The organism is Vallitalea okinawensis (genome assembly GCF_002964605.1).
Taxonomy (GTDB): Bacteria; Bacillota; Clostridia; order Lachnospirales; family PQDH01; genus Vallitalea_A; species Vallitalea_A okinawensis.
This window is the reverse complement of record NZ_PQDH01000025.1, coordinates 1-16,380: the sequence shown is the minus strand read 5'-3', so window position 1 is coordinate 16,380 and position 16,380 is coordinate 1. Positions and strand designations below refer to the sequence as shown.

Genomic DNA, 16,380 nt, shown 5'->3' with positions numbered 1-16,380 from the left:
TACTTATCTTATTAGCCATAAGTGCTATTATTACTCCATCTTCCTTCTATGCTTGACCCCACGAACATATTCATGAACGAACACATTCCCAAGTGATTTTGTACACAAAAAAGTGATTATATGCATTTTTAAAATCATGATTATTCTATATAATGAACCCATCATAATATTCAAAAGGTGGTAAGAAAAATGAGAAAGACAACCCATTTTAATCAAGGATGGCGTTTCAAATTAGGTGATGAAACTTCATCACACCTTCCTCAATACGATGATAGCCTTTGGGAAGAAGTACATCTTCCTCATTGTGTACAAATTGCTCCTATCATAAGTAGTGGAGGTCGTAACTACCAAGGGGTTTGCCGTTATCGTAAACATTTCACCCTAGAACCTTCCATGGAGAATGAAAAAGTCATTCTAGAATTCGAAGGAGCTATGCAGGTCCTTGAAGTATGGATTAATGACCATCAGTTACCAAGTCATTATTGCGGTTATACACCAGCAGTATATGATATTACATCCTACATTTCCTATACCGATTCCAATGTATTAGCTGTTAGACTAGATAATTCTGATAGAAATGATGTACCTCCAGGGAAACCTCAAGAAAGATTAGATTTTGCCTATGAAGGTGGTCTATACCGTGGTGTAACACTCTATCAAACCCCCGGAATTTACATCACTCATCCCCTTTTGGAGGATCAGGTAGCAGGTGGAGGTATTTGGGTACGAACAGAAGACATTAGTGAAGCAAATGCTACAGTTCATATACAAAGCCATATCCGTAATGAATATGATCAGTCTGTATCTTATCAACTCAAACAGACTGTCATTGACCAATCTGGAAGTGCTGTAGCTAAAGTGATTACGGGTTATGAATTGGACTCCCAAGATGAAAGGCATATAATCCAAAGCTGTCAGGTAAACAATCCACATCTTTGGCATCCTCATTCTCCGTATATGTACCAAGTACGAACAGAGATCATTCAAGAAGATAATGTAATTGATCAGGTAGTAACGCCACTAGGTATAAGAGATTTTGCTTTTACTAGAGACAAAGGATTCCTTATCAATGGTAAGCAATTAAAGGTATCTGGTGCAAACTACCATCAAACATACATACACGTAGGTAATGCTATGCCCGATAGTCTACTAAAGAGAGATGCTAGGAAATACCGAGAAGCAGGTATGTTGCATATACGTTCACATTACCCCTTCGCTAAAGCTTTTATTGATGAATGTGACCGTTTAGGTATCATGCTGATCATTAGTTCACCAGGATGGCAGTATTATGAAGAAGGTATCTTTGTAGAGAGGGTATACAAAAATTTGAGAGATATTGTTCGCTGGTTGCGTAATCATCCTTCTATCATTCTTTGGGAGCCAATTCTAAACGAAAGTGTTATGCCAGAGAGTTTCCAACAAAGAGTACATGAGATTGTCCATGAGGAATTACCACTAGGGCCTTGTTATACAGGATCTGATCAAGGTTTTAGCGACGTAGTATACAGGGAGTTTGATCCTGGCATGTTAGGTCCAAAATCTGAGGATTACGATCCAGAAGCCTATATGGCCATGAAAAAGCGTTTTGATAAACCACGTTGGGTAAGGGAATACGGTGATTCACCTGATAATTTTACAGATCAAAATTGTGCATGGCGTGTCCCTAGAAGCTGGGGAGAAGATATTATGCTGAAGCAGGTACGGCGAATGATCTGGGATAAGCAAAAGTGGCTGAGTAATTATACCAGTAAGTATAACGATGAAACTCTCTGCGGTTTTGGTATGTGGCCAGGTATGGAGCATAATAGAGGGTACCACATCAATCCATGTTGGGGAGGATTTTTAGATTTGCATCGAATCCCTAAGTATAGCTTCTACTTTTTTAAGAGTCAACGCGATCCAGATCACATAATTCCTCATGTTGAATCAGGTCCTATAGTCTTTATTGCTAATTACTGGTCCGATGTAAGTCCTGATGATATTACTGTGTTTAGCAATTGTGAGAAGCTTCGTCTCTATCATAATGATGTATTCATTGAAGAAAGAGAACCGGATGATATACCTATTAAGCATCCACCGACTACATTTATGAACCAGTTCTATTATGGTAGAGATCGATCAGAAATAAGAGTAGAGGGGATTATTGATGGGGAAGTCGTTGCTGTAGATAAACGATTTACACCAGGTGTACCAAGACAACTGCATCTAGAACCAGATGACATGACAATCGATATGCAGGCTGATGGTTCAGACATACTTTTTGTTAGATGTGATGTTCACGATGACCATGGGCAAATCACGCCCCTGACCTTGGATGCTCATGATATCATTTTTACAATAGATGGTCCAGGAAAAATCATAGGTGATTTTATTAAACGACCTGAATTAGGACAGACAGGTGTCATCGTTCAATCAACTACAGAACCTGGAACAATAAGCATTAAAGCTGAGCTCTTGTATCCACAGAAATATAGTAGGATTGCAGTGAAATCTGCTTTGCTAGATATAAAAACTCAATAAGCAACGAAGGTTAAAGTGAAGACCTGAATGATTATATCCATTCAGGTCTTTTATACGTTACCAATTTTACGATAATCCCTTGGACTCATACCAGAATGTTTAGAAAAAACCCTTCTGAATTGAGATACACTACCAAAACCACATTTCTCACTGATGTCAATTATTTTTAAATCTGTTGTTAAGATGAGCTCTTGAGCTTTTTTGGTTCTCGTCATTTGTATATAATCGGATATGGTAAAGCCAGTGATCTCTTTAAATTTATGAGATAGGTAATGCTGGCTTATGTAAAAGTATTCACTTAAATAGGGAAGCGTAATAGGTTCATCATAGTGTTTCAAGATAAAATTAGCCACATCTAATACCTTTTCTTCAATTTCAGTAGGCTCTTTAGGTAGTTTTAGATTTCCAGAATCAGAGGCTTCTTTCAAGAGAATAATCATTAAACGAAAGAAAGTATTTATTTTAAAAGCATAGCTAGATTCCTTCTGATGAGCGTACTCGATCATTTGAAAGAGGTAGCTCTCAAATAATTTTTTTTGATGATCATTCAAACGTATAACAGGTGTAGAATTTTGAAAAAGTCCTATCAACAAGTCTTTTTCATCTTCCGATGGTGTCGCTATTATACCAGCATCAAAATTAATCAAGTACCTTATTGTTTCCGAAGAACGTGGGTAGAGAGTTTTATGAATAGCATATTTATTGATAACAACGAGATCCCCAGGATTCAAGCTATAAAGATTGCCTTCAATTAGATAATCACAAGATCCCTTATGCAAATAATAAATTTCATAAAATGGATGAAAATGATGATTATTCATGCGCCCCTCTTTAAATCGCTGGCTTTGAGAAAATTCAAAGAAAACGCCATTCTCCTTATATTTAAATAGTGTTTTTTGCATCAATGATGCCTCCATCTATCATTTTTCTTTTAGTATAATGGAATGAATAGTATTAGTAAAGTGTCAATAGATGAGAACAGGTGTATTAATAGGTAGAATTTCACGCAACTCACTTGCTTCATTAGAATACATCCGTATACAACCATTGCTTACGTTCTTACCTATACTCCAAGGTTTATTAGTCCCATGTATACCGTAGATTCCCCAAGGAATACTTAGCCTTAAGAAGGTTCCGCCAAACTGTTCACCCCAGAGCGCTTTTTTTATTATTTTCCATTGACCTGGAGGTGTTGGAGTACTAGGTTTTCCTACTGCCACCTTGTAAGTATCGATAACATTACCATTCAAGAGTAATTTTAATATTCTGTTTTTTCTATCGACTTCTACAGAAAAAGGATTATTATGCTCATCAGGTAGTAATAATTTTTGTCCTACATAGATCTTATTTGGATCTGCAATATTATTAGCAATAACAATACTACGAATAGGTACACCAGATTGTAGGTGGATACTGTATAAGGTGTCACCATCTTTTACATGATAGTTCATATGATTCCCCCTTGAAAGAAAGTATATAAATAAGAAATTGAATTGGCAATAAATCTCTAGTTTTGATATAATTTAGTGAATGAAGTTCTCTTATTATCTAAGCACTTGAGATTCAACAAATATTAATCTGATTTTCTGTAAAGTGAAATAGCCTCTTTAAATTATATGAATATAATCATCCTAGAGTTACTTGAATCAAATCGTTCATCTAAATACAAGCACATATAGAATAACACAGAGTTGATAACATTTTTATGTGAAGTTAATTTAATAATCTTTTGGGGGAATTAAATGAATTATATTGAGTGTATTCAAAAATCATTAGATTACATAGAAGAGAATTTAGATCAAGAGATAACAGTAGAAAATCTTGCTGAAATATCCTTGTGTTCAAAATTTCATTTCCATCGTTTGTTTAAGGCTATGGTAGGGATAGGGGTAATGGAATATGTTCGTAAGAGACGCTTGACCATAGCAGCGCAAAAGCTTCATTATACTTGTGAGAGTATCATTAACATTGCTATGGATGTAGGGTACAATTCCCACACAGCATTTACTCGAGCCTTTAAAGGTTTATATGATTTATCTCCAATAGAATATAGAAATAAAGAAGTATCTATTGATCATTTTGAACATGTTGATGTTAGCCATAGAAAGCTTATTAATAATAAAGTAGGTTGTATTTTTGGACCAAGAATATTTAGAAAAAGTAGTTTTTCAGTTGTAGGAATGAAAATAACCTGTTCATTTGATGAAAATAAAGATACCAGAGCAGTACCAAATCTTTGGTATAACTTTTTAGAACGACGTAAGGAGATAGCTGGATTAGTCGGAGAAATAGGTTTTGGTGTTTCATTTGATAGTTGTTTAGGAAAATTTTTTAATTACATAGCATCATTTGAAGTCAGAGACATAAAGTCTATTCCAGAGGGAATGGAATATTACACTGTCCCCTCATCTTTATATGCTTCATTTCTATTTAAATTCAACTCAGATCTAGGAAGGTTCTATGAAGCACTTGATTATGTATATGGAGTTTGGCTTCCACAAAGTAAGTATAAGTTATCCAATCAAATGGATTTGATAGAAGCAGTTGATTTTACTCAATATCTAAAAGAGGATAATAGTTTTGAAATTTGGATTCCTTTACAAGATGACTAAAGTAAAAAAGCAATAAATGTAAAGCAAAGAGATAATGGATCTTCTATAATTATATATAATATACCTATTTATTATTAGGGAGGAAATTAAATGACTAAAATAAAAAAGATTAAACAGCTATATTTTGCAGTTGGGATAGTTCTTATAGTTGTTGTTTTGTCGATAAGTATATCTACTTTTATAAGAGGAAATGATAAAACTGAAGAAGGTCCAATAGATATGATATTCATTGAAGATGAAAATTCATTAGGTGATATCTATAGGTTTGATTCAGAAACTCATGAAATTATTAATTTGACAAATGGAAAGCTAAATTATATAAGTATGGCATGGTCACCAGATGGAAAAAGAATAGCTTATACTAAGAGTATTAATAGTCAATGGCAATCATACATAATGAATGATAATGGTAAAGAGCTTCACCCTGTAAAGGGTACAACCTCTCTTGATAAGGTTTGTGGTTGGTCGCCTGATGGTAGATATCTTCTTTTATCCTCTTTTAGGGATGTAGATAGAGAGATATATTGTTTGGAATTAAAAACAGGTAAAATAATTAATCTATCATCTCATCCTGCAGATGACTATATGCCCATGTGGTCACCGGATGGAGAAAAAATAGCTTTTGTTTCAAATCGAGATCATGAGGGATGGCATTCCCTTTACCAATTATATATATTAGATATCAAATCAGGAGACGTTACGAAGGTTGTTACAGATGATAAACCTGTAAGATCAATCGTTTGGTCACCAAATAGTTTTGATTTAGCGATAGCATTAGAAGAACCTCATTATAGTACGTCCGTTTATTTAACAGATATTGAAAGTAGTAAGATGGATCGTGTAGATTTAAAGGGGGAAACTATTTATCCTCAGTACTGGTCTGAAGATGGAGAGGATATCCTTATTGATAAAATTGTGTATGACTATGCTTATAAACCTGAACATAACTTCTATTGGTTAAACATAGAGAGTGGTACTGAGGATGAGATCAATTTTGATCCAATTATCCCCTTTTATACATATACCTTCAAAAGTCAGAAAGGGGAAAATAGCATTAATAGCATTATGCCAAAAACTGAAGATGATAAACATATAGAAATGATTGAAGAAAAAATTGCACTTCTAAACGGTACGCTTATTGATGGTAATGGAGGTACTCCTATAGAGGATACATTAATTCTTGTTAATAATGGCTTCATTGAATATGTTGGATTAAAAAAAGAGAGATATATACCTGATGATTATAAAAGTTACGATTTAAAAGGCAACTATATACTGCCAGGGTTCATAAATACTCATGTCCACTATGGATTTAATGCCTATAACTTAAAGGAATGGGCAAATAGTGGTGTCACAACTGTAAGAGATATAGGAGCTGATATCAGTAGACCACTCTTTGATATGAGAGATAACATCAATTCTCGTCCTGATTATGCGAGAGTTATAATGGCTGGACCAATGTTTACAGTGCCAGGAGGTTATCCCCAAGGACCATGGGCTTTACATATTACTTCTGTAGAAGATGCAAAAGAAAAAACACTGGATATCATCAATAGAGGTGCAGATGTGATAAAGGTAGCGATTGAGACAGGAGAACCTTTTGGAGAATGGTATCCTATCTTATCACAAGAAGAGTTGAAAGCAATAGTAGAAACAGCTCACTCAAAGGGGATTAAAGTAACCGCTCATGTCTCTGTATCAAACAGCAGTAATATCGAAACAGCTATCAATGCAGGGGTAGATGATATAGCTCATAATTGGATGACGAATGTTGATGATAGTATTTTTAATAAAATGATTGACAATAAAATGTATCTCATACCTACACAAGAGGTATTGCAGTATAATAGTCTGATGACCAAAATTAACTTAAACAACTATTTTAATCTTGGAGGTCTAATAGCACTTGGCAATGATTATGGTGGGGACCCCTTTGGTAAAGAGATGGATCTTGGTATGCCCATGTATGAATTATTATCCATGCAAGACTCAGGAATGACACCTATGGATATAATTGTTGCTTCTACAAAGAATTCTGCTATAGTATGTGGAAGAGAAGATACGTTGGGTACTATTGATGAAGGAAAGATTGCGGATATATTAATTTTGAAGGAAAATCCTCTTGATCAGATAGAGAATTTAGAAAAAGTGAAGATGGTTATTAAAGACGGGATAATAATTTATAAAGAATAAAATGTATAGAATAATGAATTGTAGGCAACTATATAGGTGGATAAATGCATATGATGCAAAGGAGGAATTATTATGGCAAATACTGAAGGAAGAAAAGAAGTCAGTGTTAAGAATATAGTGGCTCGTTTAGTTCTAACAGCTATAGTTGTTTGTATTGCAGCCTTTCTTACACCTGGGTTCAGTATATCAGGTATTTGGGCTCTAATTCTAGCAGCCATCGTTATTGTAGCATTAGATTACTTAATTCAAAGATTTACAGGAATTGATGCTTCACCATTTGGAAGAGGCGTAGTTGGGTTCATTGTTTCAGGGTTTATACTTTATGCAACTCAATTCGTTGTTACAGGCTTTGAAATCACCATCTGGGGAGCTATAATTGGAGCAATAGTCATCGGGATTATCGACATGGTATTGCCTGGTGATGTCATGTAATAAAGAACTGCCTTTAGACTTCAATGTCTAGAGGCAGTTTTTTTAGTGCTGGAAAGGTAGTTACTTTTCTCTAATCTTAATATTGTTATAGTCCAGAATATATTTAGATTTACATATGATCCCCAACTTTTTAAAATAAGATTATACGTAGTCGTAAGAAAGGTGGAGGATTAAGATATGAAAAAATTTGGACCAATAAGTAATAAATTTCCCCATTTTTATCATGGAGGGGATTATAATCCTGATCAGTGGAGGCATGACCCTAAAATATTGGATGAAGACATTAGGTTAATGAAATTAGCTAAATGTAATGTCATGAGTATTGGGATTTTTGCATGGACAGCCCTTGAACCAGAAGAAGGACATTATGATTTTAAGTGGTTAGATGAAGTGATGGATCGTTTATACGATAATGGTATTTATGTTATTTTGGCTACACCATCAGGAGCAAGACCAACATGGATGTCGCAAAAATATAACGAAGTATTAAGAGTAGGTGCTAATAGAGTAAGAAATTTGCATGGTATAAGACATAACCATTGCTATACCTCGCCAGTATATAGAGAGAAAACTGAGCAGATTAATAGAAAATTAGCTGAAAGGTATAAAGATCACCCAGGTCTTTTAGCATGGCATATTTCTAATGAGTATTGTGGAGAATGTCATTGTGATCACTGTCAGAAAGCTTTTAGAGATTGGGTACAAAATAAATATGAAACCTTAGATCACTTAAACCTTCAATGGTGGACAACATTTTGGAGTCATACGTACACCGATTGGTCTCAAGTTGAATCACCTGCACCTCATGGTGAGCATAAAGTTCATGGTCATAATTTGGATTGGAAACGTTTCGTTACCCATCAAACTATTGAATTTTATAAAAATGAAATAAAACCTTTAAAAGAAATTACACCTGACATACCTATAACAACCAATTTCATGGGAACATATCAAGGCTTGGATTATTGGAAGTTTGCTAAAGAATTAGATATGATTTCTTGGGATAGCTATCCACAGTGGCATGGTCCTGAAAAGGATTGGGAGTTAGCTTCTAATATCTCTTTTGTTCACGATATCAATAGAAGCTTAAAAGGTGGCAAACCCTTCATGCTAATGGAAAGTACGCCAAGTATGACAAACTGGCAACAGGTTAGTAAGTTAAAAAGACCAGGTATGCACTTGCTATCATCTATACAAGCTGTAGCCCATGGTTCTGATACAGTCCAATATTTCCAATGGCGTAAAAGTAGAGGGGCTTCCGAAAAATTACATGGTGCCGTAGTGGATCATTGTGGGCATGAAAATACGAGGGTATTTAGGGATGTTACTGAGGTTGGAAATGCATTGAGCAAATTGGAACAAGTTATAGGTACAACCGTGGAACCTGAAGTTGCTATCATTTATGATTGGGAAAACAACTGGGCTATTAATGACATGGAAGGGGTACGCAAGGAAGGAAGGGATTATGAAAAAACATGTAAACGCCATTACAGACCTTTCTGGAATAAAGGTATACCTGTTGATGTTATTAACATGGATTGTGATTTATCTAGGTACAAACTGGTTATTGCACCAATGTTATATATGGTAAGAGAAGGTGTAGCAGAGAAGATAGAAAAATTTGTTGAACAGGGTGGTACTTTTGTTACGACTTATTGGTCAGGAATAGTTAATGAAAATGATCTTTGTTTCTTAGGCGGGTTCCCTGGTCCATTGCGTCAAGTATTAGGCATATGGGCAGAAGAAATTGATTCACTCTATGATTTTGAAAGTAACTATGCAGTAATAGATAAAGAAAATAAAATAGGGGTGAAGGGGAGATATAAGATTGATCAATTATGTGATCTGATTCATGTTGAATCAGCAGAAGTTCTTGGAGCGTATGAATCAGATTTTTATAAGGGGCAACCAGCTTTTACAGTCAATAGATATGGTAAAGGAAATGCTTATTATATTGCTTTTAGAAACAATAATGAATTCCAGGAAGATTTCTATAAGAGCTTGATTAATCAACTAGGAATAAAACCAATTTTGGATACTCAATTACCCGAGGGCGTAACGGTTCAAAAGAGAACAGACGGCACCAAAGATTATATCTTTATAATGAATTTTACATTCGAAGAAAAGAAAATTGATTTAGGTGATATAACTTATATTGATATGTTGAATGAAAAAAGTATTACAGGTCCAATTGCATTAGAAGCTTATGGATTAAAAATACTAAAAAAGTAGATAATTAAAAAGAAACTGCTGTTAAATCAATCTAACAGCAGTTTTTTTCTTATAGTAAAGGCGTAGTCTATCTACTTTTCATACTCCATTACTGCTTGTATTTATAACATTATTGTGATATCTTGAAAATACAGTGAAATATACATAATTTTAATAACATTTAAAATGTGTTTAAAGAGAGTGAAAGGATCACTAAGATGAAGAAAATATTAATAGTTGAAGATGACGAAGGGCTTAACAGAGGCGTGTCCTATAGTTTCGAGAAGTCAGGCTATGAAGTACATACAGCTTTTAATCTAAAAGCAGCAAGTGTTTTATTAAAGCAACTGGATATAGATATGATAGTCTTGGATTTAAATCTGCCTGATGGAAGTGGGATTGATTTTTGTAGAGAAATTAGGAAAGAATCTGTAGTACCCATTATTATGTTAACGGCACGGGATCTTGAGATTGATGAAATACAAGGATTGGATGCTGGAGCAGATGACTATATAACTAAGCCTTTTTCAATCTCAATTTTAATGGCTAGAGTTAATTCTATTTTTAGGCGCAATAACAATCATTTAAATTCTAATCAGATAAGATCTAGAAATATTGTCGTTAATCTTGATAACTTAAAAGTCTATAAAAATAATGAAGAAATAACGATCAGTTCTACTGAATTTAAGTTATTGAAATACTTTATTGAGAACAAGGGACAAGTATTGCTTAAAGAACAGATCCTCAGTAGTTTATGGGATGATAAGGGAAATTTTGTTGATGAAAATACATTACCAGTTAATATAAGAAGACTTCGTAAAAAGATTGAAGATGATCCATCTGAGCCACAATGTATAAAGACAGTACACGGAATGGGTTATATGTGGAGTGAGGAATAATATGTATAGCATTATGATAGCCTTAATCATATGTTTGGTAATGGTCTATTTAACAAGAAGGTATATTGCGAAAATGTTTGATATGATTAGTGGTATTTTAGAACAAATAGTATCAAAAAAAGATGACATTGAAATCCCAAGTACTAAAGATACGAGACAATCTAAATTAGCTCATCAGGCAAAAAGTATCATAGAGATGATTGATGATGATGTCAATCAAACGAATATTGAAAAAGAGGTCATCAAGGAGTTAATTGGAGATATCGCACATCAAGTAAAAACACCACTAGCCAATATAGCCATGTATACCGACATATTATTAGAAGGAAATCTAAGTAAAGAAGAACATCAAGAATTTTTAATGAGAACAAAAGAACAGTCAGAAAAGATGGATTGGTTGATGAAATCACTGCTAAAAATGTCAAGGCTAGAGACAGGGGCTATTGATTTTACTTCTGATGATATATACATAAAAGAAACTATTGCACGAGCAGTATCATCCGTCTACTCTCAAGCTAATACTAAAAAGATAGCTATTATTGTTCAAGAGTTTAAGGATATAAAGCTTTATCACAATAGAAAATGGACTTGTGAAGCGTTAACCAATGTATTAGAAAATGCTATTAAGTATTCGCCAGAGTATTCAGAAATAAAGATTAAGATGACATCACTTGAAATATATACTAAAATACAGATCACTGACCAAGGTGTTGGAATAGCTAAGATGGATTATAACAATATTTTCAAGCGGTTTTATAGAGGTGAAAATGTAGCAGAGCAGAATGGAATGGGGATAGGACTTTATCTATCACAGTTCATTTTATCCAAAGAAGGTGGCTATATAACTGTTAAATCGGAGTTAGGGAAGGGAAGTACTTTCTCGATTTTCTTACAAAACTGTCATAACTGATTATAAATTTGTAAGATCGTTGTAAGACTAGACTTTTATAATTGGATTATACATAGATGATTAACAACGTTATCTAAAGTATAATCCAATTTTATTGATGGAGGAAATAGAATGAAGATATTAAAAAGTCAACATTTAAAAAAATACTATGGCGAAGGTCCTAATATTGTAAAAGCTCTCGATGGGGTTAATATAGAGATTAATAAAGGTGAATTTGTTGCAATCGTAGGAACATCAGGCTCAGGCAAATCTACATTACTTCATATGTTAGGAGGGCTTGATAGAGCCACAAGTGGAGAAGTTATTGTTAGGGATAAAGAAATATTTAAAATGAATGATGATGAACTCACTGTATTTCGAAGAAGAAATATCGGATTTGTTTTTCAAAACTATAATCTAGTACCTATTTTAAATGTCTACGAAAACATTATTATACCGGTAGAATTAGATGGTAATGTAGTTGATCAAGATTACGTTAATAAAATCATTCATACTCTTGGGTTGCAAGATAAAATCAGCAATCTTCCCAATAATTTATCAGGTGGTCAACAACAGCGAGTTGCAATCGCAAGGGCTTTAGCTACTAAACCGGCTATTATTCTTGCCGATGAACCAACTGGTAACTTAGACAGTAAAACCAGCCAGGAGGTGGTTGGGCTTTTAAAAGTCTCCAGTAAGAAATTTAATCAAACAATTGTTATGATTACCCACAATGCAGAAATGGCCCAACTCTGTGATAGGGTTATTCGAATTGAAGATGGAAATATAGTAGCATAGGGGAGGTTGTAAAGATGCGAAATAATAATATAAAAGTCATCAATAATTTGTCTCGTAAGAGCTTAAAAAATAATCGACTTAGAAATACCTTTGCAATCATTGCAATAGCCCTTACAACTGTACTTTTCACCTCTCTTTTTACGTTAGGAAGTGGAATGGCGAATTCTATAGAAGAAGAAACCATGAGGCAAGTGGGAACATCTGCTCATGCAGGATTAAAGTATTTAACAAATGAAGAGTTTGATCATATAAAAGGTAATCCACTTATCAAGGAGATTGGTTATTCCATTATGGTAGGGCAAGCAGATAATGATCAGTTAGCTAAGAGAGCTACTGAAATTCGTTTTGCTACAGAAAATACAGCAAAATGGGGGTTTTGCTATCCAACTAAAGGAAATATGCCAAAGGGTATCAATGAAGTAGTGACAGATACTATCGTTTTGGATATGCTGGGAGTACCTCATGAAATTGGTGTTCCAATAACTTTAGAATATACCATTAATGGTGAGGAATTCACCAGTGATTTTGTCCTTTCTGGGTACTGGGAAGGTGATATCGTTGCAAAGGCAAGTATGGCATATGTCTCAAAGGAATTTATAAACAAGAATATGGCGCATCTGGATCAAAAGTATCAGAAAGAGCAATGGTTATATTCAGGTCTAATCTTTGCAGACATTATGTTTTCAAGTAGTTCAAATATCGAGGAAGATATTCAAAGAGTTATTACAGGTAGTGACTATCAGCTGCATGATATCGACTATGGGGTTAACTGGGCATACCTATCTTCTAACTTTCAATTAGATCTACTTATGGTGATCGTAATACTAGGAGCAATCCTATTTATCGTTTTTACAGGGTACTTAATCATCTATAATATTTTTCAGATTTCAGTAACAAAAGATATTCGTTTTTACGGACTGTTAAAGACTATCGGAACGACTTCAAAGCAAATTAAGAAATTGGTTAGAAAGCAAGCTTATTTACTTTCTATTATAGGTATACCATTGGGGCTTGTAATAGGCTATTTACTAGGTATAGGACTTTTGCCTGTTATCATGAAAATAACGAATATTAGTTATAGTGGTAGTTCAGCAAATCCTACCATCTTCATAGGTGCTACTTTGTTTTCTCTCATAACCGTATATATCAGTTCAAGAAAACCAAGCAAAATCGCCTCTAAAGTCTCACCAGTTGAAGCAGTACGCTATACAGGTGTAGTATCATTAAACAAAAAGAAATCAAAAAAATCTTTAAACGGAGCAAGACTACACAGAATGGCTTGGTCAAATTTATTCAGGAATAGAAAGAAGAATCTTGTGGTTATTACCTCGATAGCATTAAGTCTTATGCTGCTTACAGCAGTTTATACTATAACAATGGGTTTTGATATGGACCAATATTTAAGTGATACCATAGTAAGTGATTTTACTATCGGTCATGTTAATTTTTTTACGTCAGATTTTCGCAGTAGGGAAGATATGCCTTCGCAACAATTAATTGATCAGATTAATAACTTTGATGGGATAGAGGAAAATGGAAGTGTTTACTATCAATATATAAGTCATGAATTAAGTGAAAAGGGCATGAATAACTTCGATGATATCTATCCATATGAAGTACTTGAACAAGAGAGCAACATAGTAAAAACTGCATTAATGGAGTGTAAAGATTCAGGGAGAATTAGTTTACAAGTATACGGACTCAATGAATTTCTTCTAGACAAAATAAATATTATAGAAGGTGAACTGGATAGTGAAAAATTTGCTACAGGAAATTACATTCTAATCAGTATACCCAATCAAAGACAAGAGAATGATTTAAAAAGTTACTATAATGTTGGTGATAAGATTATTATAAAATTTGACGATGAATCTGAAAAAGCATATGAAGTGATGGCGCTAGTCAATATACCCCATAATATCTCTGTGCAATATTCTACTATTGGTGGACTAGACTGTTTTCTACCTGAAGTTGAATTTAAAGATCAGATAAAAGAGCCTATGTACATTAATTATGTTTTTAATGTTAAGGATGATCAAATTGATGTAATAGAGAATTTCCTAAAAGACTATACAAGTAATGTGGAACCTTTGATGAAGTATGAATCCAAACAAACGTATATTGATAGTTTTAAACAATTGCAAAGAACATATCTAATAGTTGGTGGTGTACTCTGTTTCATTGTAGGATTTATTGGTATCTTAAACTTTACTAATTCCATGCTCACAAGTATCATCACAAGAAAAAGAGAATTTGCCATGCTCAAAAGTATAGGGATGACTAAAAAACAACTCTATAAAATGCTCATCTTTGAAGGGTTATATGTTGCGCTCTTAACACTAGGCATTACATTAACGGTTGGGAACGCATTCTCCTATTTAGTTGTTCAAGTATTAGCTGGGCAAATTTGGTTTTTTGATTATCACTTTTCATTATTACCTATGTTGATTGCAGCACCTTGTTTATTGATAATATCAGTACTCATACCGGTTGTGTCCTATAATGGTGCTGGTGGTCAAAGTATTATTGAACAGCTAAGAGAAATTGAATAATACACGTGTTCATAAACCTTCATGGTAAGTTACGACGAGTCCATGGAGGTTTTTCTTCTTTTAATAGTATATTGACTTCTAATATAAGTTATCATAAGATTAGGTTATAGAAACTAATGATGATGTTAAAGGAGTGAGTAATAATGAAAGAAATCGTTTTTGCTGGTGGATGTTTCTGGGGTGTAGAAGCTTATTTTAACCAAATTGATGGCGTTATTGAAACAAAAGCGGGTTATGCCAATGGCGAGCTTAAAGATCCAACTTATGATGAGGTTAAAAAAGGTAACACAGGACATGCAGAAGCTGTATATATTAAATATGATGAAGGTAAAGTAACGTTAGATTATTTATTAGAGAAGTTCTGGTTTGTCGTTGACCCAACACTGTTAAATCAACAGGGACCTGATGTGGGGCATCAATATCGTACGGGTATCTACTATATAGATATAAATGATCTAGATGTTATTCAAGCATCCAAAGAGAACGAGCAAAAAAAATATGACAAACCAATCGTTACAGAAATTCAACCTGTAGAGATGTTTTATGATGCAGAAGAATATCATCAAAAGTATCTGGATAAAAATCCTGGTGGCTACTGCCATATTGACTTGAGTAAGTAAGGAGCCAACATGGAAGATATTATTAAAGAAGTGAAAGCATTTCGTGATGAACGAAATTGGAAACAATATCACAATCCAAAAGATCTAGCCATATCTCTTTCAATAGAAGCAAGTGAACTCTTAGAGAACTTTCAATGGAAGAATTCAGAAGAATCTATTGAAGCCAATTCGGAGGCTATCAAGGATGAGATAGCAGATGTTGCTACTTATCTAATTCTCTTATGCGAAGAGTTGAATATTGACTTAAAAGAAGCTATTCGGTTAAAGATGAAACAAAATGCAAAGAAGTATCCCGTAGAAAAAGCCTACGGTTCAAATAAGAAATATACAGAGTTATAAACACAATTAATACCTTATATGTTTTTGGTAAACCTAATCTTGGTGAAATTATGGACTATAAATATATGGGTGAAATTACTTAGGAAACAAATATGAAAAAGTGCTTGACTTTAATCTTTTAAAATGGTAAGATATATTTCGTCGCTGATAACGACATGAACTTTGGAAAGTCAATAACGTACTATTATGTAAAACTATCAATAGCTTAAAGAACTTCTTTAAGACCTTTGATTCAAATGGATATAAACAAGCCAGAACTTCTGGCAGGTTTAAACCTTATATTTAAATATGAGAGTTTGATCCTGGCTCAGGATG

General features: G+C 33.9%; 13 protein-coding genes. 11 read left to right on the top strand and 2 right to left on the bottom strand.

Translation table 11 applies throughout. From position 1 onward, the window contains the following. The first annotated feature begins 189 nt into the window (after window positions 1-189). On the top strand, window positions 190-2,520 hold the full coding sequence (locus C1Y58_RS24785; protein WP_105619857.1) for a glycoside hydrolase family 2 TIM barrel-domain containing protein: 2,331 nt from the start codon (window positions 190-192) through the stop codon (window positions 2,518-2,520). 50 nt (window positions 2,521-2,570) lie between these two features. On the opposite strand, the gene C1Y58_RS24780 is transcribed toward C1Y58_RS24785, so the two are convergent. Next, window positions 2,571-3,422 (bottom strand): AraC family transcriptional regulator, encoded by an 852-nt coding sequence (locus tag C1Y58_RS24780; RefSeq protein ID WP_170311689.1) that lies wholly within the window; start codon window positions 3,420-3,422, stop codon window positions 2,571-2,573. A 63-nt stretch (window positions 3,423-3,485) separates the two neighbouring features. Beyond that, on the bottom strand, window positions 3,486-3,971 hold the full coding sequence (locus tag C1Y58_RS24775; protein ID WP_105619855.1) for a L,D-transpeptidase family protein: 486 nt from the start codon (window positions 3,969-3,971) through the stop codon (window positions 3,486-3,488). A gap of 291 nt (window positions 3,972-4,262) precedes the next feature. Between C1Y58_RS24775 and C1Y58_RS24770 the strand changes: the two genes are divergently transcribed. The 10 genes from C1Y58_RS24770 (at window position 4,263) to C1Y58_RS24725 (ending at window position 16,065) form a co-directional block, all read left to right on the top strand. Beyond that, complete coding sequence (locus C1Y58_RS24770; protein ID WP_105619854.1) at window positions 4,263-5,132, top strand: AraC family transcriptional regulator; 870 nt, start codon at window positions 4,263-4,265, stop codon at window positions 5,130-5,132. Between the two features lie 90 nt (window positions 5,133-5,222). Then, window positions 5,223-7,325, top strand: coding sequence for an amidohydrolase family protein (locus C1Y58_RS24765; protein ID WP_105619853.1), 2,103 nt, complete (start codon window positions 5,223-5,225; stop codon window positions 7,323-7,325). A 72-nt stretch (window positions 7,326-7,397) separates the two neighbouring features. After that, window positions 7,398-7,757: a phage holin family protein gene (locus C1Y58_RS24760; RefSeq protein ID WP_105619852.1), complete on the top strand. Its 360-nt coding sequence runs from the start codon at window positions 7,398-7,400 to the stop codon at window positions 7,755-7,757. Window positions 7,758-7,934: 177 nt separating this feature from the next. Beyond that, a complete protein-coding gene (locus tag C1Y58_RS24755) occupies window positions 7,935-9,989 on the top strand; it encodes a beta-galactosidase (RefSeq protein ID WP_105619851.1) in 2,055 nt (684 codons plus the stop codon). A 197-nt stretch (window positions 9,990-10,186) separates the two neighbouring features. Beyond that, complete coding sequence (locus C1Y58_RS24750) at window positions 10,187-10,867, top strand: response regulator transcription factor (protein ID WP_105619850.1); 681 nt, start codon at window positions 10,187-10,189, stop codon at window positions 10,865-10,867. A gap of 1 nt (window position 10,868) precedes the next feature. Next, window positions 10,869-11,777 (top strand): sensor histidine kinase, encoded by a 909-nt coding sequence (locus tag C1Y58_RS24745; protein ID WP_105619849.1) that lies wholly within the window; start codon window positions 10,869-10,871, stop codon window positions 11,775-11,777. 111 nt (window positions 11,778-11,888) lie between these two features. Then, window positions 11,889-12,554: an ABC transporter ATP-binding protein gene (locus tag C1Y58_RS24740; RefSeq protein WP_105619848.1), complete on the top strand. Its 666-nt coding sequence runs from the start codon at window positions 11,889-11,891 to the stop codon at window positions 12,552-12,554. Window positions 12,555-12,568: 14 nt separating this feature from the next. Next, complete coding sequence (locus C1Y58_RS24735; RefSeq protein WP_105619847.1) at window positions 12,569-15,106, top strand: ABC transporter permease; 2,538 nt, start codon at window positions 12,569-12,571, stop codon at window positions 15,104-15,106. A 143-nt stretch (window positions 15,107-15,249) separates the two neighbouring features. Then, window positions 15,250-15,726 (top strand): peptide-methionine (S)-S-oxide reductase MsrA, encoded by a 477-nt coding sequence (gene msrA, locus C1Y58_RS24730; protein ID WP_105619846.1) that lies wholly within the window; start codon window positions 15,250-15,252, stop codon window positions 15,724-15,726. 9 nt (window positions 15,727-15,735) lie between these two features. Beyond that, window positions 15,736-16,065 carry a nucleotide pyrophosphohydrolase gene (locus tag C1Y58_RS24725; protein WP_105619845.1) on the top strand — a complete coding sequence of 110 codons (330 nt, stop codon included), beginning with the start codon at window positions 15,736-15,738 and terminating at the stop codon, window positions 16,063-16,065. The last annotated feature ends 315 nt before the right edge of the window (window positions 16,066-16,380 follow it).

What these genes read in the sequence shown, in the direction of transcription:
- C1Y58_RS24785 (WP_105619857.1), top strand. Translation starts at nt 190, where the DNA reads ATGAGAAAGACAACCCATTTTAATCAAGGATGGCGTTTCAAATTAGGT.
- C1Y58_RS24780 (WP_170311689.1), bottom strand. Translation starts at nt 3,422, where the DNA reads ATGCAAAAAACACTATTTAAATATAAGGAGAATGGCGTTTTCTTTGAA.
- C1Y58_RS24775 (WP_105619855.1), bottom strand. Translation starts at nt 3,971, where the DNA reads ATGAACTATCATGTAAAAGATGGTGACACCTTATACAGTATCCACCTA.
- C1Y58_RS24770 (WP_105619854.1), top strand. Translation starts at nt 4,263, where the DNA reads ATGAATTATATTGAGTGTATTCAAAAATCATTAGATTACATAGAAGAG.
- C1Y58_RS24765 (WP_105619853.1), top strand. Translation starts at nt 5,223, where the DNA reads ATGACTAAAATAAAAAAGATTAAACAGCTATATTTTGCAGTTGGGATA.
- C1Y58_RS24760 (WP_105619852.1), top strand. Translation starts at nt 7,398, where the DNA reads ATGGCAAATACTGAAGGAAGAAAAGAAGTCAGTGTTAAGAATATAGTG.
- C1Y58_RS24755 (WP_105619851.1), top strand. Translation starts at nt 7,935, where the DNA reads ATGAAAAAATTTGGACCAATAAGTAATAAATTTCCCCATTTTTATCAT.
- C1Y58_RS24750 (WP_105619850.1), top strand. Translation starts at nt 10,187, where the DNA reads ATGAAGAAAATATTAATAGTTGAAGATGACGAAGGGCTTAACAGAGGC.
- C1Y58_RS24745 (WP_105619849.1), top strand. Translation starts at nt 10,869, where the DNA reads ATGTATAGCATTATGATAGCCTTAATCATATGTTTGGTAATGGTCTAT.
- C1Y58_RS24740 (WP_105619848.1), top strand. Translation starts at nt 11,889, where the DNA reads ATGAAGATATTAAAAAGTCAACATTTAAAAAAATACTATGGCGAAGGT.
- C1Y58_RS24735 (WP_105619847.1), top strand. Translation starts at nt 12,569, where the DNA reads ATGCGAAATAATAATATAAAAGTCATCAATAATTTGTCTCGTAAGAGC.
- msrA (WP_105619846.1), top strand. Translation starts at nt 15,250, where the DNA reads ATGAAAGAAATCGTTTTTGCTGGTGGATGTTTCTGGGGTGTAGAAGCT.
- C1Y58_RS24725 (WP_105619845.1), top strand. Translation starts at nt 15,736, where the DNA reads ATGGAAGATATTATTAAAGAAGTGAAAGCATTTCGTGATGAACGAAAT.